Here is a 20,120-nt window from a genome sequence, read left to right as displayed (position 1 = left end):
ATAAAATAACAAGCAGGCCGCAAACCGGAGACCACAATGCGCTCGCGTCATGTTGTTCGTGACATTTCCTATGCCTATTCCGCCGAAACCAAGGGTGGGCGGATGGTGATCAAACTGATCGAGAACACCACAGGACGTTTGCGTCTGATCAAACGCGCGGATGGATATGATCGGGAAGTCGCGTCTGGCCGGGACTTCTGGCAGGTGATGGTCGACCGCTATGGGCTGAGTTTGGACATCGTTGGTGGCGCGCTGTCAAGCATTCCCAAGGACGGCCCGCTGATCCTGATCGCAAACCATCCCTATGGCATTCTCGACGGGTTGATGATGGGACATATCTTGTCCCAAACGCGCGGGGATTTTCGAATCCTCGCCAATCGGGTCTTTCGCAAGGCCGAAGATCTGAATCGCATCATCCTTCCGATCTCGTTTGACGAAACGAAAGAGGCGATGAAGCTGAACCTCGAGACACGTAAAACCGCGCTGAACTACCTGGGTGCGGGGGGGGCCATTGGGATTTTTCCGGGTGGCACGGTCAGCACTGGGTTAAAGCCGTTCTCGCACCCCATGGACCCCGGATGGCGCGGGTTCACCGCGCGGATGGTGGCCAAATCTGACGCGACCGTTGTGCCTGTTTTCTTTGACGGCCACACCTCGCGCCTGTTCCAGATCGCCAGCCATCTGCACAGCACTTTGCGGATGGGGTTGTTGATCAAAGAGTTCAAAAAGCGCGTCGATACTCCGGTCAAGGTGGTGATCGGTGAGCCAATTGGTCGTGATGTTTTGGACCCATTGGGCAAAGACACGCGCAAGATGATGGATTTCCTGCGCAAAGCCACGTATGAGCTGTCTCCGACGCCATTGAAGTCGTATGACTATGGCTATGAATTCGAGGAACGGCATCGCGCCTGAGTTAAGACATGGCAGTAGGTATCTTTGATTCCGGTTTGGGCGGACTGACCGTTCTGAACGCCGCGCAGCAACGGCTGCCCGACGTGGATTTCCTGTATTACGCCGACAGTTCGCACGCGCCTTATGGTGTGCGCGACGCGGAAGATATCTATCAACTGACGCGCCGCGCGGTTTATGACCTGTGGGAGCGCGGGTGCAATCTGGTCATTCTGGCCTGCAACACTGCCAGCGCAGCGGCGTTGCGGCGGATGCAGGAAGAAGGCGTGCCCGAAGGCAAGCGCGTGCTCGGGGTTTTTGTGCCTTTGATCGAGGCTTTGACCGAACGCCAATGGGGCGACAACTCGCCCCCGCGCGAGGTCAAGGTACAGCATGTGGCCTTGTTTGCCACCCCGGCCACGGTTTCCAGCCGTGCTTTTCAACGCGAATTGGCGTTCCGGGCCATTGGTGTCGATGTCGAAGCACAGGCCTGCGGGGGCGTGGTCGATGCCATCGAAGACGGTGACATGATCCTTGCCGAAGCCCTGGTGCGCAGTCATGTGGACGCGCTGAAACGCAAAATGCCGTCGCCTCAGGCGGCCATTCTGGGCTGTACGCATTATCCGCTGATGGCTGAGGCGTTCCAGAAGGCATTGGGACCGGATGTTCAGGTGTACAGTCAGGGAACGCTGGTGGCGGATAGTCTGGGCGACTATTTGCAGCGTCATCCCAACATGTTGGGCGACGCTCCGGGCGGGTTTCTGACGACGGGCAAGCCCGATGTGGTCAGCGACCGCGCCACGCAGTTCCTCCGACGACAAATCAAGTTTGAAGCCGCCTGACCTGTATCAAGGACGGCGCAACTCCTGACCCTTAGACCAATGACCGTCGCATCGGCGGTCGTGACATGTGACATCAAGATGAAAGAGGTCTGACATGACCCACAAAATCGCAATTCTGGGCGCTTCGGGATATACCGGCGCCGAACTGGTGCGGCTGATTGCCGAGCACCCGAACATGGACATCGTTGCCTTGGCTGCCGAGCGTAAGGCAGGGCTTTCGATGGCACAGGTCTTTCCGCATCTGCGCCAGTTGGACCTGCCGGATTTGTGCAAAATCTCGGAAATCGACTTTTCGCAGATCGATCTGTGTTTCTGCGCGCTGCCCCATAAAACCAGCCAGGACGTGATCCGCGCGCTGCCAAAAGACCTCAAGATCGTTGATTTGTCTGCCGATTTCCGGCTCGAGGACGCCGAGGCCTATGAAAAGTGGTACGGCAACCCGCACAGCGCGCTTGAGCAGCAGTCAGAGGCTGTTTACGGCCTGACCGAGTTCTATCGGGATCAGATCCGCACCGCCCGGCTTGTAGCTGGCACAGGCTGCAACGCGGCAACGGGTCAGTTCGTTTTGCGGCCTCTGGTGTCGGCTGGCGTCATCGATCTGGATGACATCATTCTGGACCTCAAATGCGCCGTTTCGGGCGCTGGTCGGTCGTTGAAGGAAAACCTGCTGCATGCGGAACTGAGCGAGGGCTATCACGCCTATGCGGTCGGCGGTACACACCGGCATCTGGGCGAGTTCGATCAGGAGTTCTCCAAGATCGCAGGACGCCCGGTTCATGTGCAGTTCACCCCGCATTTGCTGCCCGCAAACCGGGGGATTTTGGCCACGACTTACGTGAAGGGTGACCCGCAAAGTGTTTATGAAACGCTGAAATCCGCCTATGAGGCTGAGCCGTTCATTCAAGTTCTACCATTCGGCGAAACACCCTCGACCCATCACGTGAGAGGCTCGAACTTCTGCCATATCGGTGTTGTCGCGGACCGGGTCGAGCGGCGGGCCATTGTGGTGGGTGCCTTGGATAACCTGACAAAAGGTAGCAGCGGCCAAGCCTTGCAGAACGCAAACCTGATGTTAGGTGAGGTCGAAACCACCGGTCTGATGATGGCCCCGTTATTCCCATGAGGATGACATGAAAACGCTCAAGAAACGTCGTCGCGTCCAAGTCGTATTGCTGGCCACAGCCGCGCTGGTGTTGGCGACCGTGTTGATTGGTTATGCAATGCGCGACGGGATCAATTTCTTTCGCTCACCCAGTCAGGTCATCGCCGAACCGCCGCAACCCAGCGAGGTGTTTCGGATAGGTGGACTGGTCGAAGAAGGCTCGATCGTGCGCGGTCAGGGTGAAACCGTGCGCTTTGTGGTGACCGATGGCGGTGAGAGCGTGCCGGTGTCTTTCACTGGCGTTCTGCCGGATCTGTTTTCTGAAAATCAGGGCATGGTCGGAACGGGCAGCTACATCAATGGCGTCTTCGAAGCCACTGAAATTCTGGCCAAACATGATGAGACCTACATGCCGAAAGAGGTCGTGGACGCGTTGAAGGAACAGGGCGTCTACAAAGAAGCGACCGACGGGTAATACCCGGTTGATTTTGAAAAGGGCGTTGCGGATCGCGGTTCGCAGCGCCCTTTTGTCTTACAGCCTGTTAATGCGCTTCGCCCAGTCTGCCCGCATCGCAAATGGCGGAGGCATCATGCAGACAGTTCGACGAATTGCGCAAGACATAGTGCATCGCGAAGGCGGGTTCGTGGACGACCCTGACGATCCGGGTGGCGCAACGAAATATGGCGTGACGATCCATACAATGCGACGGCTTGGATTGGATTTGAACGGGGACAGCGCAGTGTCGCGCGATGACGTTCAGATGCTGAGCCGCGCGCAGGCGGTGGATATATTCATACGCCATTTTTTCGAAAAGCCCAGATTGGCCTTGGTGCCTGAACACCTGCAACCTTCGGCGTTCGACATGTATGTGAACGCAGGTGGGCAGGCCGTTCGCTTGTTGCAAAGCCTGCTGCGCCAGATGGGGTTCAATGTGGTCGTTGATGGCGTCATGGGGCCGCAGACCGGACGGGCGGCCAAGCAGGCGGCCAATCCTGATCCTTTGGCGCTGCGCGATGCCTATGGGGTGGCGCGGCGGAATTATTACTTCCGATTGGCAGACCGCCGGGCGGGCCTTCGGAAATTCGCGCGCACCCGTGCCGGGGACAAAGGGGGCTGGATTAAGCGGGCCGAGGAGTTCCTGTCGCCCACTTATCATCTGAGCCGGGTAGAGTTTCAGAAAAGGGTGGCAGCATGGGATTGATTTCGACCATTTTGGGGTTTCTGTTTGGGAATGAGCGTAACGTGATCCGCGAAACGACTGAAATCTTTCGAGAAAACGCAGAAGAAAGTGCCAAGCGCGGTGTCACCTTGCGCGGGCAAGCCATGGATCAATTCGGGGTCGAGTTCCAAATCCCTCAGAAAGGCGCGTTTGACCGGTTCATGGATGGGCTCAACCGTCTGCCACGGCCGGCGCTGGCGCTTGGGACCCTGGCGCTGTTTGCCGCCGCCATGATCGACCCGATCTGGTTTGCCGCGCGGATGCAGGGCATTGCGCTTGTGCCCGAACCACTATGGTGGCTTCTGGGCGTTGTTGTCTCGTTCTATTTCGGGGCGCGGCATCAGGCCAAGGTGCAGGACCTGCAACGTGAGATCAGCGCCACGATGATGCGTGTGCCCACCGTGCTGTCGAACCTGCAACGGCTGGAGCAGATGCGCAGCAACACCCCCGGCGCGGCAGATCCGGGGTCGGATGCGGAACTGATGCAGCATGTATCTGACCCGGATGAAAACAAGGCGCTAGAGGACTGGCGGCGTCTAAGAACGCCCTGAACCGCGACACTTTGTGCGCGACGTCTGGATTGAAAGTGAATGGCGCGCCGGGGGCGTTCGCCCTATAACAACGGGCATGATTACCGAGCTTGGCCATTTCGCACTGATCCTCGCCTTTCTTGTCGCCATCGTGCAAAGCGTGGTGCCTCTGATCGGGGCATCAAAACGTTGGGCTGGTTGGATGGCCTTCGCCGAGCCTGCGGCGATTGCGCAGTTTCTGCTGACCGGCTTTTCCTTTGCCGCGCTGGTCTGGGCCTTTACCACCTCGGATTTTTCACTGCGTATCGTGGTGGAAAACAGCCATTCGGCCAAGCCGATGCTCTACAAGATCAGCGGAACCTGGGGCAATCACGAAGGATCGATGCTGCTTTGGGTGCTGATTGTGGCCCTGTTCGGGGCCATGGCCGCAATGTTTGGCAGCGGTTTGCCCCCAACCCTGAAAGCGCGTGTTTTGGCGGTGCAGGCGGCGATTGGCGTGGCTTTCTTTGCCTTCATCCTTTTCACCTCGAACCCGTTCGACCGTCTGGCGGTGGCACCTTTTGACGGGCGGGATCTGAACCCCTTGCTGCAAGACCCCGGTTTGGCCTTTCACCCGCCGTTCCTCTATCTGGGGTATGTGGGGCTGAGCATGGCCTTCAGCTTTGCGGTCGCCGCCCTGATCGAAGGGCGCGTGGATGCCGCCTGGGGCCGTTGGGTGCGCCCCTGGACACTAGCCGCCTGGATATTCCTGACCATTGGTATCGCGCTGGGATCGTGGTGGGCCTATTACGAGCTGGGCTGGGGTGGGTTCTGGTTCTGGGACCCGGTAGAGAATGCCTCATTCATGCCATGGCTGTTGGCGGCTGCGCTGTTGCATTCGGCGATTGTGGTGGAAAAGCGTGAGGCGTTGAAAAGCTGGACCATCCTGCTGGCCATCATTGCTTTCGGGTTTTCCCTGATCGGGACATTCATCGTGCGGTCGGGCCTTTTGACCTCGGTCCATGCCTTTGCCAATGACCCGGAACGTGGCGTCTTTATTCTGATGATCCTGGTCTTTTTCATGGGCGGCGCGCTGACCTTGTTTGCTGCCCGCGCTCAGGCGATGGAGGCCAAGGGCGTGTTCGGAATCGTCAGCCGTGAAAGCGCGTTGGTTCTAAACAACATCCTTTTGGCGGTCAGCTGTTTTGTGGTGTTTTTTGGCACCATGTGGCCGATGGTGGCCGAGATGGCCTTTGACCGGAAACTGTCGGTTGGCCCGCCGTTTTTCGATGCGGCCTTTACACCGTTCATGATTGCGTTGGGGCTTGCCCTGCCGATTGGATCGGCACTGCCTTGGAAACGCGGCAAACTAGGGCGCGCCGCGTGGTCGATGCGGTATGCGTTTGTGCTGGCTGTCGCGCTGGCTCTGGTGGTCTGGGTGATGCAGACGGGGCGCAGCGCGCTGGGGCCGATTGGCCTGTTTCTGGGCGCGTGGATCACCTTTGGCGCGGCCGTCGATCTTTGGAGCCGTACAGGCCGTACTGGCAACCTCGCGCGCCTTTTCCGGCTGCCGGGGGCCGATTGGGGCAAGGCCGTCGCGCATGCCGGATTGGGCATCACCATGTTTGCAGTGGCCGGTCTGACCGCGTGGGAGGTCGAAGACATCCGCGTGGCCCAGCCCGGCGAACCGTTTGAGGTCGGTGACTTTACCCTGACATTGCAGGATGTGCGCCGCGTGCAGGGGCCGAACTATTTTTCGACCACCGCAGACATCCTGGTTCAAAAGCAGGGAAGCCACGTGGCGTTGTTGCACCCGGAAAAACGCGATTACCCGGTGGCGCAGATGCCCACGACCGAAGCCGCCATCGACTATCGCCTGATGCGTGATGTCTATGTGGTGATCGGGGATCAGCAGGCCAATGGCGGATGGGTGGTGCGCACCTATATCAAGCCATTGGCCAACTGGATCTGGGGCGGGTGTATCCTGATGGCTCTGGGCGGGTTGCTCAGTCTGTCGGACCGCCGGTTCCGCGTTGCAGCGGGCGCACGCAAAACACCGAAAGCCGGAGTGCCCGCGGAATGAAGCACCTGGTTCTGATCTTTTTGCTGGTCGCAGCCCCTGTTTGGGCGGTGCAACCTGATGAGGTTCTGGAGGATCCGGCCCTCGAACAGCGAGCGCGCGATATTAGCACCGGCCTGCGGTGTCTGGTTTGCCGGAATGAAAGCATCGATGAAAGCAACGCAGACCTAGCCCGCGACCTGCGCCTGCTGGTACGCGAACGGCTTGTGGCCGGTGATAGCGATGAAGAGGCTGTGGATTTCATCGTTGACCGCTATGGCGAATATGTGTTGCTGAAACCGACCGTGACCGGTGCCAACCTGCTGTTGTGGCTTGCCGGACCCATCATGGCGCTGATTGCTTTGGCTGTCGGCTGGAGCTTTTTGCGTCGACGCGCGGCCCTTGAAGCCGCAGCGCCTGCAGACAGCCTGAGCGCCGAAGAACAAGCGCGGCTCAAGGAAATTCTAGAAGACTGACGCGCCGTTCTGCTTTTCCTTCCTGCGGAATTGCGTCAGGGTCCGCAAAAGATTTCGCGCTGGTGAGGAAGCTTATGGAATATCAAGACGTTCTTTTGGACATTACCGACGGTCTGGCCGTTCTGACTCTGAACCGGCCAGACAAGATGAACGCATTGACCACCAATATGCGCGCCGAGATCACTCATGCGATGAAACATGCCGCACGCCATGCGCGCGCCATCGTGCTGACAGGGGCGGGCGGTGCCTTCTGCTCGGGTCAGGATCTGGGCGACGCCTCCAGCACGGGTCGGATCGATCTGGAACGGGCGCTGCGCGATGAATATGAGCCGATGCTGCAGTCGATCTATGATTGCCCGGTGCCCACTATCGCAGCCGTAAACGGTGCCGCAGCTGGGGCAGGGGCCAATCTTGCGCTGTGCGCGGATGTGGTGATTGCGACCGAGAGCGCCTATTTCCTGCAGGCTTTCGCACGGATCGGGCTGTTGCCTGATGCGGGCGGCACCTGGTTCATGCCGCGCCTTATGGGCTTTGCCAAAGCCATGGGGGCTGCTTTATTCGCCGAAAAGATCAGCGCCAGACAAGCGGATGATTGGGGCCTGATCTGGGAAGCGGTGTCAGATGACACATTCGATCAGCACTGGCGCAAGCGCGCCAGCTATCTGGCCAATGGTCCTACAGCGGGTTTCGGAGCAATCAAAAAGGCGTTGCGCGGATCATATGACAAGTCGTTGGCCGAACAGCTGACCATCGAGGCCAGCTTGCAAGGCGAGTGCGGGCGCACACGGGACTTTTCCGAAGGTGTGGTGGCTTTCCTGGAAAAACGCCCTCCGAATTTCGAAGGGCGGTGAAACCTCAAGCGCGACGACGGCGGCGGGTGCGCCGTTCAGGCGCTGCGTCGTCTCCGGTACCGTCCGAGGCTGATGTGAACGGACCCAGCGCGGAGGTGATCTCGGTCAGACTTGGGCGCTCACCACGTGGTGTTTCGTCCAACGCGGCGCGCATCTTGCGCAGGTGGTCGGGCATGGTACCGCAGCACCCGCCAATGATCTTCGCCCCTGCATCCCGCGCCATGGCCGCGTATTGGCCCATCAACTCGGGTGTACCGTCATAATGGATATGGCCGTCCACATATTTCGGAATGCCCGCGTTACCTTTTGAGATCAGCGGGCGTTCAGTGCCTTGTGCCGCAAAGCCCAAAACAGTGCGCAAAATGTCGGACGCGCCGGTGCCGCAATTCGCGCCAAACGCGATGGGTGGATTTGGAAGGGTCTCGACCAGCTGCGCCAGATCCGCCGAGGTAACGCCCATCATGGTACGGCCCGCTGTATCAAAGCTCATGGTGCCACACCAGGGCATGTTGGCCAGGGCAAAGGCCTCGGCCGCAGCGCGGAATTCTTCGGGCGCGCTGATGGTCTCAAGCCACAGCACATCCGCACCACCGTCTTTCAGCGCTTCGGCCTGCTCATGGAACATCTCAACTGCATCTGCATGAGACAGCGCTCCCACTGGCTCCATAATCTCACCCGTCGGCCCGACAGAACCCGCAACGATGATGGGGCGACCAGCTGCATCTGCCACCTCACGGCCAAGCTCGGCCCCGATGCGGTTCAACTCGGCCACACGATTCTGGGCGTCATGCAGTTTCAGACGCGCAGAAGTGCCGCCAAAGGTATTGGTCAGAAACAGATCGCTGCCCGCATCGACCGAGCCTTGATAGAGCGCCTTGATCTTTTCCGGGGCCTCTACATTCCACAATTCCGGTGCATCCCCGGATTGCAGACCCATATTGAACAGATTTGTTCCGGTGGCACCGTCCGCCAGGATGATGTCGGATGTTTCAAGAAAGGCACTCAGCGCGTTTGTCATCTTGCGATGTCCTGACAGGGGCTAAAATAAAGAGACGCCCCGTGTCTCACGACAGGGGCGTCAAATCAAATTCATAAAACTCATGATGATCATGAGTTTTGCGTCAGGTTCATCCAGCTTCGCTCAGGACCTGGGCTTTAGCCTGAGGTAAAAGTTCGGCCATCTTGGCGCGGATTTCATCTGCTGACGACAGATGTCCAAGATCACCGGCAACCTTGCGCACAACGTCTTCGTGGCCTGCCTCTTCAAAATCTGCGATCACCACAGATTTTGCATATTCTTCAGCGCTGTCGCCGGATTTTCCCATTTTTTCGGCCGCCCAAAGGCCCAGAAGCTTGTTGCAGCGGGCCTGCGCCTTGAACTGCATCTCTTCATCATGGGCGAATTTGGCTTCAAACGCATTTTCGCGGTCGTCAAACGTGGACATGGAATAGGGACCTCTTGGGTTACATCTTCGTTACTGACGATATGAGCATACGACAGCGCCAGTGCAAGGTATTTGCGCTGTGTCAAAAGGGCCCGAGGTGGTGAACTTGCGGGTTCGCAAGGGTTGCACTATGAGAGCGCCAAGGCAAAGGGACTCATTCCCATGCTCTGTTTCGGAAAGGTCGCTCATGGCGCGTCGCAAAAAGATCTATGAAGGCAAGGCTAAGATTCTGTATGAAGGCCCCGAACCGGGCACCATCGTTCAGTATTTCAAAGACGATGCCACCGCATTCAACGCGGAAAAGAAAGATGTGATCGACGGCAAGGGCGTTTTGAACAACCGTCTGAGCGAGTTTTTCATGTCAGGTCTGACGCAGATCGGCGTTCCGAACCACTTTATCCGCCGCCTGAACATGCGTGAGCAGTTGGTACGCAATTGCGAGATCGTGCCGCTTGAGGTGATCGTGCGCAACTATGCCGCCGGGTCGATGTCGAAACGTCTGGGGATTGCCGAGGGCACGCAATTGCCGCGCCCGATCGTTGAATATTGTTATAAGGATGACGCCTTGGGCGATCCTTTGGTCACCGAAGAACATATCGCGGCTTTTGGCTGGGCCAGCCAGCAGGACATGGATGACATCCTCAGCCTTGCGCTACGCGTGAATGACTTCATGAGCGGTGTCATGCTGGCCGTCGGCATCCGTCTGGTGGATTTCAAGATCGAGATCGGGCGCGTGTTCGAAGGCGACTATCAACGCCTGATCGTCGCCGATGAGATCAGCCCCGACAGCTGCCGGCTGTGGGATATCGAGACGGGCCAGAAGCTGGACAAGGACGTGTTCCGCCGCGATCTGGGCAGCCTGACAGATGCATATTCCGAAGTGGCGCGCCGACTGGGCGTCTTGCCGCAAAGCAATGTGACCAAGCCGACTCTGATAAACTGATCCAAGCTTTGTCGCTCAACAGGTAACACGCCTCCGGTTTCGGGGGCCTTTTGCATTTGGGGTGCGGGTAAATTCACCATTTGGGCGGCTGCGACAAAGCCGCCTTTGGTCAAAGCCCGCAAAGGGTTGTCGAAAAGGGTCAGGCGCGCTATCCCCCGCGCAACGGAACGGACCGGTCCCATGGTCCAAAGGTGGAGTTTTCGAAAATGAAGGCACGGGTGCATGTGATGCTCAAGAACGGGGTGCTGGACCCGCAGGGCGAGGCGGTTCGTCACGCGTTGGGCGCCATGGGGTTCGACAAAGTCGAAGGCGTGCGTCAGGGCAAGGTGATCGATCTGGATCTGGCCGATGGCGCGACCGAGGCCGATGTGACCGAGATGTGCGAAAAGCTCTTGGCCAATACGGTTATCGAACGCTACGAGATCGAGCTGGGCTAAGCCCATGCGCGCCGCGCGTCTGATCGGATATCGCCAACCGCTTGAGGTGATGCAGGTCCCTGATCCCGAGCCTGCCGCCGATGGTGTTGTCCTGCGGCTTTTGGCCTGTGGTGTGTGCCGCTCTGACTGGCATGCCTGGTCCGGCGCGGATCCCGATGTGATCTTGCCGATGACTCCGGGCCACGAATATTGCGGCGAGGTCGTCGCCGTTGGGCCAGACGTCAAACGCTGGCGCACTGGGGACCGGGTGATCGCGCCCTTTGTTCTGGCCTGCGGCCGATGCCCGGACTGTGCGCAGGGCCATCAGACGATCTGCGCCGATCAGGTGGTGCCTGGCTTTACCTGCGACGGTGCTTTTGCGGAATATGTGGCGGTGGCCCATGCTGATGCGAACCTGTCCCAATTGCCCGAAACAATAGCGCCCGAGATCGGAGCCGCACTGGGGTGCCGTGTCACCACAGCCTGGCAGGCATTGGTGGGGCGCGCCAAGGTTCAGGGTGGGGAATGGATCGCTGTCTTTGGCGGCGGTGGTGTTGGTGTCTCGACCCTGTTGCTGGGCAAGGCGTTGGGTGCGCGAGTCATCGTTGTGGATATTGATGATGACAAACTGGCCTATGCCACATCGCTCGGCGCAGACGCAGTGGTGAATGCTACCAATACCGATGCACCGCAAGCTGTCAAAGACCTGACCAGTGGTGGTGCGCATGTGGCGATTGAGGCTTTGGGCATCGAAACGACCACGGTTGCGGCGATGCGGTCGCTGCGCAAGCTGGGCCGTATGGTGCAGATCGGTATGCCAGCGGGCGATCATGCAGTCATGTCCTTGCCGATGGATGCGCTCTATTCCGGACAACTCACCCTTCAGGGCACGCGCGGTATGCCCAGCTGGCGCTACCCTTCGCTTCTGTCGCTGCTCGAAAGCGGTGCAGTCGACTTGAGCCCGTTGGTTACCCGCCAAATTACACTGAACCAGGTAAGCGCCGAGCTTGCCGCCTTTGACGCCCCGACGCCTCCGGGTGTGGCGGTCGTCACCGACTTTAGCTCTTAGGAGACATCACCATGCGTGCAGCCGTTATCGTTTTCCCCGGATCCAACTGTGACAGGGATCTTGCCGTTGCCTTCGAGCAGGCGGGGTTTCAGGTAGATATGGTCTGGCACAAGGATGCCTCTTTGCCAGATGGTGTGGATATCGTTGGCGTTCCCGGTGGGTTTTCCTATGGCGACTACCTGCGCTGCGGCGCAATTGCGGCGCAATCGCCGATCTGCAAGTCTCTGGTCGAGCATACGCAGCGAGGCGGCTATGCGATCGGGATCTGCAACGGATTTCAGGTTTTGACAGAAACCGGTATCTTGCCTGGCGCACTGTTGCGCAATGCAGGTCTGAAATACATCTGCCGCACCGTTGGCTTGAAGGTCGAGACCAGCGACAGCGCCTTTACCCAAGGCTATAACGCGGGCGATGTGATCGCCATTCCGATTGCGCATCATGATGGAAACTACTTTGCTGATGACGAAACCCTGGCTGAGCTAAAAGGTGAGGATCGTGTTGCGTTCTCCTATACCGAGAATCCCAATGGCTCGCGCGGGGACATCGCTGGGATCCTGTCGCCGAACCGGCGTGTTCTGGGTATGATGCCGCATCCCGAGCGGGCGGCTGATGAAGGCCATGGCGGAACAGACGGGACGGCGCTGTTTCGCGCATTGTCAGGCGTTCTTGCGCCCGCGTGACTTGAGGTCGGGGCCTCGGGCGCGTAGCGTCGCGATATGAGTTCAGATACTGGGTCGGCGTCGACAGGGTTCTTCAGAGGTTTTCGTTCAACCACCTTGGGGTGGCGACTGCGCTTGGCCATTGTCCTGCTGCTGTTGACTGCCGTTGTCACCGTCTGGGTCACCAACAGCCTGCTGACCAACCGGTTTACGGAGTCCACGCGCAACCGGGCCGAACTGCGACTGGCCTTGTATTCCGGCAACCTGATCAGCGAATTGCGACGCAATGCTATCGTGCCGCAATTGCTGGCACGTGACCCGACACTGATATCCGCGCTGCAATCCAGCGACTATACCCTGTCGAGCCAGCGCCTGATCTCGTTTGTGGAAGAGATCGGTGCAGCGTCTTTGGTTTTGCTCGACCGAGATGGGCTGACACGTGCAGCAACCGATCGAAACCGTTTGGGTGAGGCGCATCGCAATTCCCCCTATTTCATCGATGCCATTCGGTCGAATGCGACGATCTTTTCGGTCATCGCCCGCGAATCCGGCGGCTACAGCTTTGTGTATTCGCGGCGGATCGAAGCCAATTCCGAGATCCTTGGCGTCATTGTTGTCGAGGTCGATCTGCAAAAGTTCGAACGCGCCTGGTCGGGGATTTCCGATGCGGTCATGGTCACCGACAGCACCGGGACCATTATTCTTTCAACCGAACCCAAATGGCGTGGCTTGGTCGAGCAAGACGCGCTGTTGCGTCAGCCCCCTCAGGGCGCTATTCAGCGCGCCATCCGCGCAACTACGGATTGGACGGCAGTGCCAGTTGACGCCTATTTCCAGGGCGAGGCGGTCATGCGCATGGAAACACGCATCCCGTTCCGGGGGTGGCAGATGACCTCTTACACCACCTATTCCTCGGTGCGCGAACGGGTGAACAGCGTTCTGGCGCTTGAGATTATGGGCTTTGCGATTCTTCTGGCACTGGCCTTCTATGCGCTCAGCCGTAGGGCGACCTTGCGCATGGCATTGTTCCAGCGCGAGTCGGCGGAGCTTCGCGCATTGAATACAAGGCTACAGCGAGAAATTGCTGAGCGCGAACGGGTGGAAAAGACGCTGGAAGTGGCCGAGCAGACGCTTGCGCAAAGCTCGAAACTGGCGGCCTTGGGCGAAATGTCGGCGGCGGTCAGCCACGAGCTGAATCAACCTCTGGCAGCAATGAAAACCTATCTGGCCGGGGCACGGTTGCTGCTGCGGCGTGATCGCCCCGAAGAGGCTTTGGCCAGCTTTGGTCGCATCGATGGGCTGATCGAGCGGATGGGAGCGATCACGCGGCAGCTGAAATCCTATGCTCGCAAAGGGGCTGACGCGTTTTCGCCAGTAAATCTTGGGGATGCGCTGGCCTCATCTCTGTCGATGATGGAACCTCAGCTGCGGCAGCGACATGTCAAGATCACGCAGATCATCCCCGAAGACCCCGTGGTGGTCATGGGCGACCGGATGCGGATCGAACAGGTGATGGTGAACCTCTTGCGCAACGCGCTGGATGCCACCAAATCAGTGGCGGAACCTGATGTCGAGATCATATTGGCGGCAGGCGATACAGCGGTCTTGACGGTGCGTGACAACGGGCACGGCATCGAGGATATCGAAAACCTGTTCGAGCCGTTTTACACCACCAAACGTCCCGGTGACGGGGTGGGGCTGGGGCTTGCCATCTCGTCCGGGATCGTGAACGACCATGGGGGACGACTGACGGCGCGCAATGGCCAGAAAGGCGGCGCTGTGTTTGAGATGCAATTGCCCATATTGGGAACAGACGGCCTTGAGGCCGCCGAATAAGAGGAAGACCTATGGCACAGGCCATGAAGATCGCCATTGTGGATGATGAACAGGACATGCGCCAGTCGATCAGCCAATGGCTGGCATTGTCGGGCTATGACACCGAAACCTTCGCCAGCGCAGAAGACGCGTTGAAGGTGTTGGGGCCGGATTACCCGGGCATCGTGATCTCGGACATCAAGATGCCGGGCATGGACGGTATCCAGATGCTGAAAAAGCTAATGGGTGCAGACAGCACCTTGCCCGTGATCATGATCACGGGGCATGGCGATGTGCCCATGGCGGTTGAGGCGATGCGCGTGGGCGCGTTTGACTTTCTTGAAAAGCCCTTCAACCCGGACCGCATGTCGGAACTGGCCAAACGCGCCAGCAATGCCCGCCGTCTGACACTGGACAACCGCGCATTGCGGCGCGAGCTGTCGGGTGGGGCGCAGATCATGAACAAGCTGATCGGTGCCAGCCCGGTGATGGAACGACTGCGCGAAGACATTCTGGATCTGGGCCAGGCCGATGGTCATGTGCTGATCGATGGCGAAACCGGCACCGGTAAAACGCTCGTGGCCCATGCGCTGCACGCGGTTGGCAGTCGGGCTGGTAAGAAATTTGTTCTGGTCTCTTGCGCGGCGCTGGAAGAGGAAGCGCTTTCGAAGCGTCTGTTTGGCCCGATGCTGCCGGAAGACAGCCAGTTGCCCGCCATCGAAGAGGCGCGCGGTGGCACTTTGGTTTTGGAAGATATCGAAGCGCTAAGCGACACGCTGCAAGCCCGTTTGCTGAATGTTATGAACGAGCAAGGAACACCGGCGGAAACCCGGATCGTTGCGATCTCGAATCTACAGGAAGCGGGCAAAACGTCAGAAGACGTGTTGCGCCCGGACTTGTTCTATCGGCTTGCCGCGCTGCGGATCACTATGCCGCCGCTGCGGCAACGGGGTGAGGATATCCTGACGCTCTTTGCCCGTCTCAGCGAACAGTTTGCTGAAGAATATGGCTGCGATGCACCACAGGTGAGCGCCCAGGAGGCCGCGCAACTGTTGCAGGCGCCCTGGCCGGGCAATGTACGCCAGTTGATCAACATCGCCGAACGTGCCGTTTTGCAGTCGCGGCGCGGCTCGGGCACGATCGCGTCATTGCTGATGTCGGATCACGAAGAAATGCAGCCGGTGATGACCACCGAAGGCAAGCCGCTGAAGGAATATGTCGAAGCGTTCGAGCGGATGCTGATCGACAACACGATGCGGCGACATAAGGGGTCGATTGCGTCGGTCATGGAAGAGCTATGTCTGCCGCGCCGGACTTTGAATGAGAAAATGGCCAAATACGGGCTGCAAAGGTCGGACTATTTGTAAGGGAGGGGGCCAGCCCCCTCTTGAGCCCGCGGCTCAATTCACCCCCGAGGTATTTTTCAACAGAAGAAGAGGATTACTGAGTTCGGGACCGGCCGAATGCAGTTTGCCCATTGTCTTTTCCACAGGACTGCTTTTATGGTGTCCTGACGGGCCGGGCGTTTTTTGGTGCCCAAAAGTCCCGAATCAAAGAGTTTCGCTGTTTTGCTGAAGGTGACCTGAAGGGTCGAACAGCAAGGCAGACCGATTGTGTCCCGCATGGGACAACAGAGCACCTGAGCCCGAACCCCTTCGGGCGAAAGGAATAAATGGGCAAGCTGCAGCACTCTGCGCTTGTCGGAGAAGAACCGCGATGACGCGCGCGCAACGATTGAGAGAACGGGCAGGGGGCCATAGCGCCAGACCTTGCCGCGCGCCGTCCGATATCGCCACTACAAGACATCATGCCAAATGTGCCTGTCCACCCGGACGGGTCAGGACAACGCGTTTGGCGCGGTGCATCAAGGACACATGGCTAAGAAAATGCTTATCGATGCCACCCACGCGGAGGAAACCCGCGTCGTGGTGGTCGACGGAAACAAGGTCGAGGAGTTCGATTTTGAATCCGAAAACAAACGTCAGCTTGCTGGCAATATCTATCTAGCAAAAGTCACGCGGGTCGAACCCTCGCTTCAGGCGGCTTTTGTCGATTATGGCGGGAACCGGCACGGTTTCCTGGCGTTTTCCGAGATCCATCCGGATTACTACCAGATCCCCGTCGCGGATCGCGAAGCTCTGATGGAAGAAGAGCGCGCCTATGCCGAGGCGATGAAGGCGCGGGATGAAGCCGAAGAGGCAAAGCCCAAGAAGCGGCGGTCGCGCTCACGCACAAAAGCGGCAGACGTCAAATCGGACGATCCGGTCGAAACACTGGACGTTTCGTCTGAACCCAGCGGAATGGAAACCATCGACCTGGACGATGGGGATCAGGCGGAAATGCCGGTACCCGAAGGGACGTCTCCGATGGAGGTTGTTGCCGAAACACCGGTTGAGGAACCGCAGGACGAGCCTGCTGCAGAGGACATCTCAGAGGCTGCTGCCGAGGTGGAAGAGGCCGCAGAGGAAACTAGCGCAGCAGAGTCCGTCGAAGCGGAAGAAGGCGCAGAGGATGCGGCGTCGGAGGCTGTGGCCGAAGACACGGACAACACGGATGACCCCGTGGGCTCCGAAGATGGGGCAGACGACACCTCTGAGGATGAAGATCAGGGCGAGAAAAGCGCGGATGCGGCGTCAAAAGACGAGACCATTGAATCGGTCGCCGATGAAGATGACAGCGAAGATATTCGCCCACCGCGCAAACCGCGCCCGCGCCGGTACAAAATCCAGGAAGTGATCAAAGTCCGCCAGGTTCTGCTGGTGCAGGTAGTCAAGGAAGAACGCGGCAACAAAGGAGCTGCGCTGACCACATACCTGTCGCTGGCAGGGCGCTATTGCGTGTTGATGCCCAACACCGCGCGTGGCGGTGGTATCAGCCGCAAGATCACCAACGCGGCCGACCGCAAGAAACTGAAAGAAATCGCCTCGGACATTGATGTGCCGACCGGGGCCGGGCTGATTATTCGCACAGCTGGGGCCAAGCGCACGAAATCCGAGATCAAGCGCGACTATGAATATCTGCAGCGCCTGTGGGAGCAGATCCGGGAACTGACGCTGGAATCGATTGCGCCGGCCAAGATCTATGAAGAAGGCGATCTGATCAAACGCTCGATCCGCGATTTGTATAATCGCGATATTGACGAGGTTCTGGTTGAAGGCGAGGGCGGATACCGCATCGCCAAGGACTTTATGAAGATGATCATGCCGTCTCACGCCAAGAACGTGAAACGGTACGAAGATGCGCTGCCGCTTTTTGCGCGCTATCAGGTGGAAAGCTATCTGGCGGGGATGTTCAACCCGACGGTGCAGCTGAAATCCGGCGGCTATATCGTGATCGGGGTGACCGAGGCTTTGGTGGCCATTGACGTGAACTCGGGTCGGGCGACCAAAGAGGGCTCGATCGAGGAAACCGCGCTCAAGACCAACCTTGAAGCCGCCGAAGAAGTGGCGCGTCAGCTGCGTCTGCGCGACCTGGCCGGTCTGATCGTCATCGACTTTATCGATATGGACGAGCGCAAAAACAACTCGGCTGTTGAGAAGCGGCTGAAGGACAAGCTGAAGACCGACCGCGCGCGCATTCAGGTGGGCCGGATTTCGGGCTTTGGCCTGCTGGAGATGAGCCGCCAGCGCTTGCGCCCTGGGATGCTTGAGGCCACAACGCAGCCATGCCCGGCCTGTCACGGCACAGGCTTGATCCGCTCGGATGACAGTATGGCCTTGTCGATCCTGCGCCAGATCGAGGAAGAGGGAACGCGTCGCCGGTCACGCGAGGTTCTGGTGCGGTGCCCTGTGGGGATCGCCAATTTCCTGATGAACCAGAAGCGCGAGCATATTGCGCAGATCGAAGCCCGCTATGGCCTGTCGGTCCGTGTGGAAGGTGATGTGCATCTGGTCAGCCCGGATTTTTCGATGGAGAAGTTCAAGACCGCGAGCCGGATTGTGCCGGAAGCAACCGCACCGGTTATCTCGGCGGATGCCTCATTGATGGATGCGATTGACACCTCGGACGAAGAAGAGGCCGTTGAAGACAGCGTCCAGTCCGACGAGGAACAGAAACCCAAGCGCAAACGTCGCCGTCGTCGTCGCAAGAAAGGTGGCGGCAATGGCGAAAACGGCGAGGCACAGGATTCAAGTGCCGAGAGTGAAGCGTCAGACGACGCTGACGCTGCCGAAACCGCATCGGAAGAGCCAGCATCGTCGGATCAGGACGAAAAGCCTGCAAAACCCAAGCGCAAACGTGCACCGCGCCGCCGCAAGAAGGACGATGACGCTGAGGTCGCGCAACCCGCTGAAGTAAACTCTGACGAGTCGAGCGCCCAGGCGGATGTTGCGGCGGCGGAAGAATCGGGCGAAGCCGCACCTGCCGAAGAGGTGGCGCAGGAAGAAACGTCTGAGCCCGTTGTTGAACCGACAGCAGAGGCTGAACCAAAGGAAAGCCCTGCAGAAGAGCCTCCTGAGGCCGCTGTGGTCGAAGAAACCCAAGAGGTCACGGCCACAGAGGCAGAGCCTGAAGCTCCGGCAGAAGAAGCGCCAGAGCCGGTTTTGGAAACTGTGACGCCAGAGCCCGAGCCTGAACCCGCCCCGGCCAAGCCAAAACGCAAGGGCTGGTGGTCACTATAACAAACAAAAGGCGGGCATCATGACCCGCCTTTTTTCTTGTCCGGATTCAATCTAGCCAGATTTCTGGATCAGATAGACTTGGTGATCACCATCGCTGTCTTGTGACAGCAGCACATGGCCCGACTCGGTGCAAAAATGGGGAACATCAATAATCGCAGCCGGATCATCAGCAAGCACCCGCAGCACAGCGCCTGCAGGCAAGGATTTAAGGCGTTTGCGGGCTTTTAGAACAGGCAGCGGGCACAGCAACCCCAGCGCGTCCAGCGTCTCGATCTTTTGCGTCATGTCTTTCGGGATAGGACGAACTTGTAACACTGTCTAGATTTCAACCACGAGGTTGTGACCGTTTGGCCTCGTGACGACGCGCATTTGATACCATATGTGGGGACCATGTTCGGAATTGATATCATAGATGCGGGGCTTCTGCCCGCCATGTTCATCGCCATGCTGGGCGGGCTGATCAGTTTTCTGTCCCCCTGCGTGTTGCCGATCGTGCCGCCCTATCTTGCGTATATGAGCGGTGTGTCGATCAACGAGATGAAAGATGAGGCGCAAGCGCGCCGCAAGGCCACCCTGTCGGCGCTGTTCTTCGTTCTGGGCTTGTCGACCGTGTTTCTGGTGCTCGGCTTTACCGCGTCGGCCTTTGGGGCTTTTGTGCTGCAAAATCAGGTACTTTTTGCCAAGATTTCGGGTGCGGTGGTGATTGTCTTTGGTCTTCATTTCCTGAACATCATCCGCATTCCACTGCTGGATCGTGAGGCACGGATGGAGACAGGCGAATCCAGTGGTTCGATCTTTGGCGCCTATATTCTGGGTCTGGCCTTTGCGTTTGGCTGGACGCCCTGTATCGGCCCGCAACTGGGCGCGATCCTGTCGCTGGCAGCGTCCGAGGCTTCGGTGGCGCGCGGAACCCTTTTGCTGGGTGTCTATGCGGCGGGCCTTGGCATTCCTTTCCTGCTGGCTGCCATGTTCCTGAACCGGTCGATGGCCGTGATGAACAAGATCAAACCGCATATGGCTTTGATCGAAAAGATCATGGGCGGGTTGCTGTTGTTCGTGGGCATCATGCTGATCACTGGTCTGTTTACCGAGTTCAGCTTCTGGCTGCTGGAAACATTCCCGGTTCTGGCAACCTTCGGTTAAACCCATCGCTCTAACATCGCAGGACCGGTCAGGTGGGTCTTACCCTGACCGTCCCGCTGCGCTA

20 protein-coding genes are annotated in these 20,120 nt (G+C 58.6%); 17 read left to right on the top strand and 3 right to left on the bottom strand.

Annotated elements, in window-relative coordinates:
* The first annotated feature begins 36 nt into the window (after nt 1-36).
* The 9 genes from GOV38_RS02910 (at nt 37) to GOV38_RS02870 (ending at nt 7,947) form a co-directional block, all read left to right on the top strand.
* Nucleotides 37-912, top strand: a complete 876-nt coding sequence (locus tag GOV38_RS02910) for a lysophospholipid acyltransferase family protein (RefSeq protein ID WP_171207560.1) — start codon at nt 37-39, stop codon at nt 910-912.
* An 8-nt stretch (nt 913-920) separates the two neighbouring features.
* Complete coding sequence (locus GOV38_RS02905) at nt 921-1,730, top strand: glutamate racemase (RefSeq protein WP_171207559.1); 810 nt, start codon at nt 921-923, stop codon at nt 1,728-1,730.
* Between the two features lie 94 nt (nt 1,731-1,824).
* On the top strand, nt 1,825-2,853 hold the full coding sequence (gene argC, locus GOV38_RS02900) for an N-acetyl-gamma-glutamyl-phosphate reductase (RefSeq protein WP_171207558.1): 1,029 nt from the start codon (nt 1,825-1,827) through the stop codon (nt 2,851-2,853).
* Between the two features lie 7 nt (nt 2,854-2,860).
* Nucleotides 2,861-3,307 carry a cytochrome c maturation protein CcmE gene (gene ccmE / locus GOV38_RS02895; protein ID WP_171129332.1) on the top strand — a complete coding sequence of 149 codons (447 nt, stop codon included), beginning with the start codon at nt 2,861-2,863 and terminating at the stop codon, nt 3,305-3,307.
* A gap of 115 nt (nt 3,308-3,422) precedes the next feature.
* Complete coding sequence (locus tag GOV38_RS02890; protein ID WP_171207557.1) at nt 3,423-4,034, top strand: holin-associated N-acetylmuramidase; 612 nt, start codon at nt 3,423-3,425, stop codon at nt 4,032-4,034.
* Nucleotides 4,025-4,603: a holin family protein gene (locus GOV38_RS02885; RefSeq protein ID WP_171207556.1), complete on the top strand. Its 579-nt coding sequence runs from the start codon at nt 4,025-4,027 to the stop codon at nt 4,601-4,603. Before GOV38_RS02890 ends, GOV38_RS02885 begins: the two co-directional genes overlap by 10 nt.
* Nucleotides 4,604-4,679: 76 nt before the next feature.
* Entirely contained in the window at nt 4,680-6,644 is a 1,965-nt protein-coding gene (locus GOV38_RS02880) for a heme lyase CcmF/NrfE family subunit (RefSeq protein ID WP_171207555.1), read from the top strand.
* On the top strand, nt 6,641-7,096 hold the full coding sequence (locus GOV38_RS02875; protein WP_171207554.1) for a cytochrome c-type biogenesis protein: 456 nt from the start codon (nt 6,641-6,643) through the stop codon (nt 7,094-7,096). Before GOV38_RS02880 ends, GOV38_RS02875 begins: the two co-directional genes overlap by 4 nt.
* Before the next feature lie 74 nt (nt 7,097-7,170).
* On the top strand, nt 7,171-7,947 hold the full coding sequence (locus tag GOV38_RS02870; RefSeq protein WP_171098825.1) for an enoyl-CoA hydratase-related protein: 777 nt from the start codon (nt 7,171-7,173) through the stop codon (nt 7,945-7,947).
* A gap of 4 nt (nt 7,948-7,951) precedes the next feature.
* Here GOV38_RS02870 and bmt read toward each other — a convergent pair whose 3' ends face one another.
* Together bmt and GOV38_RS02860 are read right to left on the bottom strand one after the other, a co-directional pair.
* Nucleotides 7,952-8,965 carry a betaine--homocysteine S-methyltransferase gene (gene bmt, locus GOV38_RS02865; protein WP_171207553.1) on the bottom strand — a complete coding sequence of 338 codons (1,014 nt, stop codon included), beginning with the start codon at nt 8,963-8,965 and terminating at the stop codon, nt 7,952-7,954.
* Between the two features lie 109 nt (nt 8,966-9,074).
* On the bottom strand, nt 9,075-9,392 hold the full coding sequence (locus tag GOV38_RS02860) for a DUF1476 domain-containing protein (protein WP_171129337.1): 318 nt from the start codon (nt 9,390-9,392) through the stop codon (nt 9,075-9,077).
* Between the two features lie 187 nt (nt 9,393-9,579).
* Between GOV38_RS02860 and purC the strand changes: the two genes are divergently transcribed.
* The 7 genes from purC (at nt 9,580) to GOV38_RS02825 (ending at nt 18,913) form a co-directional block, all read left to right on the top strand.
* Nucleotides 9,580-10,335, top strand: coding sequence for a phosphoribosylaminoimidazolesuccinocarboxamide synthase (gene purC, locus GOV38_RS02855; RefSeq protein ID WP_171098829.1), 756 nt, complete (start codon nt 9,580-9,582; stop codon nt 10,333-10,335).
* A 206-nt stretch (nt 10,336-10,541) separates the two neighbouring features.
* Nucleotides 10,542-10,772, top strand: a complete 231-nt coding sequence (purS, locus tag GOV38_RS02850; RefSeq protein WP_171099270.1) for a phosphoribosylformylglycinamidine synthase subunit PurS — start codon at nt 10,542-10,544, stop codon at nt 10,770-10,772.
* A 4-nt stretch (nt 10,773-10,776) separates the two neighbouring features.
* Nucleotides 10,777-11,820, top strand: a complete 1,044-nt coding sequence (locus tag GOV38_RS02845; protein ID WP_171207552.1) for a zinc-dependent alcohol dehydrogenase family protein — start codon at nt 10,777-10,779, stop codon at nt 11,818-11,820.
* Between the two features lie 11 nt (nt 11,821-11,831).
* The gene (purQ, locus tag GOV38_RS02840; protein WP_171207551.1) at nt 11,832-12,500 is read left to right on the top strand and encodes a phosphoribosylformylglycinamidine synthase subunit PurQ; all 669 of its coding nucleotides are present in this window, start codon (nt 11,832-11,834) and stop codon (nt 12,498-12,500) included.
* A 36-nt stretch (nt 12,501-12,536) separates the two neighbouring features.
* Nucleotides 12,537-14,315 carry an ATP-binding protein gene (locus GOV38_RS02835; protein WP_171098835.1) on the top strand — a complete coding sequence of 593 codons (1,779 nt, stop codon included), beginning with the start codon at nt 12,537-12,539 and terminating at the stop codon, nt 14,313-14,315.
* Nucleotides 14,316-14,326: 11 nt separating this feature from the next.
* On the top strand, nt 14,327-15,661 hold the full coding sequence (locus GOV38_RS02830; protein WP_171098838.1) for a sigma-54 dependent transcriptional regulator: 1,335 nt from the start codon (nt 14,327-14,329) through the stop codon (nt 15,659-15,661).
* A gap of 507 nt (nt 15,662-16,168) precedes the next feature.
* The gene (locus GOV38_RS02825; RefSeq protein WP_171207550.1) at nt 16,169-18,913 is read left to right on the top strand and encodes a ribonuclease E/G; all 2,745 of its coding nucleotides are present in this window, start codon (nt 16,169-16,171) and stop codon (nt 18,911-18,913) included.
* A gap of 51 nt (nt 18,914-18,964) precedes the next feature.
* Here the strand turns inward: GOV38_RS02825 and GOV38_RS02820 are convergent, their stop codons facing one another.
* A complete protein-coding gene (locus GOV38_RS02820) occupies nt 18,965-19,198 on the bottom strand; it encodes a sulfurtransferase TusA family protein (RefSeq protein WP_171130476.1) in 234 nt (77 codons plus the stop codon).
* A gap of 105 nt (nt 19,199-19,303) precedes the next feature.
* On the opposite strand from GOV38_RS02820, the gene GOV38_RS02815 reads away from it, so the two are divergent.
* A complete protein-coding gene (locus tag GOV38_RS02815) occupies nt 19,304-20,056 on the top strand; it encodes a cytochrome c biogenesis CcdA family protein (RefSeq protein WP_171207549.1) in 753 nt (250 codons plus the stop codon).
* Nucleotides 20,057-20,120: the final 64 nt, after the last annotated feature.

The sequence above is a fragment of the Ruegeria sp. HKCCA5839 genome, assembly GCF_013035585.1.
Classification (GTDB): Bacteria; Pseudomonadota; Alphaproteobacteria; order Rhodobacterales; family Rhodobacteraceae; genus Ruegeria.
The sequence above is the reverse complement of the archived record's forward strand: the minus strand, read 5'-3'. Positions and strand labels throughout refer to the sequence as shown.

Bases quoted from the DNA above. Each gene is read 5' to 3' on its own strand.
- GOV38_RS02905 (WP_171207559.1), top strand. From the start codon at position 921: ATGGCAGTAGGTATCTTTGATTCCGGTTTGGGCGGACTGACCGTTCTG.
- GOV38_RS02835 (WP_171098835.1), top strand. From the start codon at position 12,537: ATGAGTTCAGATACTGGGTCGGCGTCGACAGGGTTCTTCAGAGGTTTT.
- GOV38_RS02820 (WP_171130476.1), bottom strand. From the start codon at position 19,198: ATGACGCAAAAGATCGAGACGCTGGACGCGCTGGGGTTGCTGTGCCCG.
- purS (WP_171099270.1), top strand. From the start codon at position 10,542: ATGAAGGCACGGGTGCATGTGATGCTCAAGAACGGGGTGCTGGACCCG.
- purQ (WP_171207551.1), top strand. From the start codon at position 11,832: ATGCGTGCAGCCGTTATCGTTTTCCCCGGATCCAACTGTGACAGGGAT.
- GOV38_RS02875 (WP_171207554.1), top strand. From the start codon at position 6,641: ATGAAGCACCTGGTTCTGATCTTTTTGCTGGTCGCAGCCCCTGTTTGG.
- GOV38_RS02860 (WP_171129337.1), bottom strand. From the start codon at position 9,392: ATGTCCACGTTTGACGACCGCGAAAATGCGTTTGAAGCCAAATTCGCC.
- GOV38_RS02910 (WP_171207560.1), top strand. From the start codon at position 37: ATGCGCTCGCGTCATGTTGTTCGTGACATTTCCTATGCCTATTCCGCC.
- GOV38_RS02815 (WP_171207549.1), top strand. From the start codon at position 19,304: ATGTTCGGAATTGATATCATAGATGCGGGGCTTCTGCCCGCCATGTTC.
- GOV38_RS02890 (WP_171207557.1), top strand. From the start codon at position 3,423: ATGCAGACAGTTCGACGAATTGCGCAAGACATAGTGCATCGCGAAGGC.
- bmt (WP_171207553.1), bottom strand. From the start codon at position 8,965: ATGACAAACGCGCTGAGTGCCTTTCTTGAAACATCCGACATCATCCTG.
- ccmE (WP_171129332.1), top strand. From the start codon at position 2,861: ATGAAAACGCTCAAGAAACGTCGTCGCGTCCAAGTCGTATTGCTGGCC.
- GOV38_RS02845 (WP_171207552.1), top strand. From the start codon at position 10,777: ATGCGCGCCGCGCGTCTGATCGGATATCGCCAACCGCTTGAGGTGATG.
- argC (WP_171207558.1), top strand. From the start codon at position 1,825: ATGACCCACAAAATCGCAATTCTGGGCGCTTCGGGATATACCGGCGCC.
- GOV38_RS02885 (WP_171207556.1), top strand. From the start codon at position 4,025: ATGGGATTGATTTCGACCATTTTGGGGTTTCTGTTTGGGAATGAGCGT.
- purC (WP_171098829.1), top strand. From the start codon at position 9,580: ATGGCGCGTCGCAAAAAGATCTATGAAGGCAAGGCTAAGATTCTGTAT.
- GOV38_RS02870 (WP_171098825.1), top strand. From the start codon at position 7,171: ATGGAATATCAAGACGTTCTTTTGGACATTACCGACGGTCTGGCCGTT.
- GOV38_RS02830 (WP_171098838.1), top strand. From the start codon at position 14,327: ATGGCACAGGCCATGAAGATCGCCATTGTGGATGATGAACAGGACATG.
- GOV38_RS02825 (WP_171207550.1), top strand. From the start codon at position 16,169: ATGGCTAAGAAAATGCTTATCGATGCCACCCACGCGGAGGAAACCCGC.
- GOV38_RS02880 (WP_171207555.1), top strand. From the start codon at position 4,680: ATGATTACCGAGCTTGGCCATTTCGCACTGATCCTCGCCTTTCTTGTC.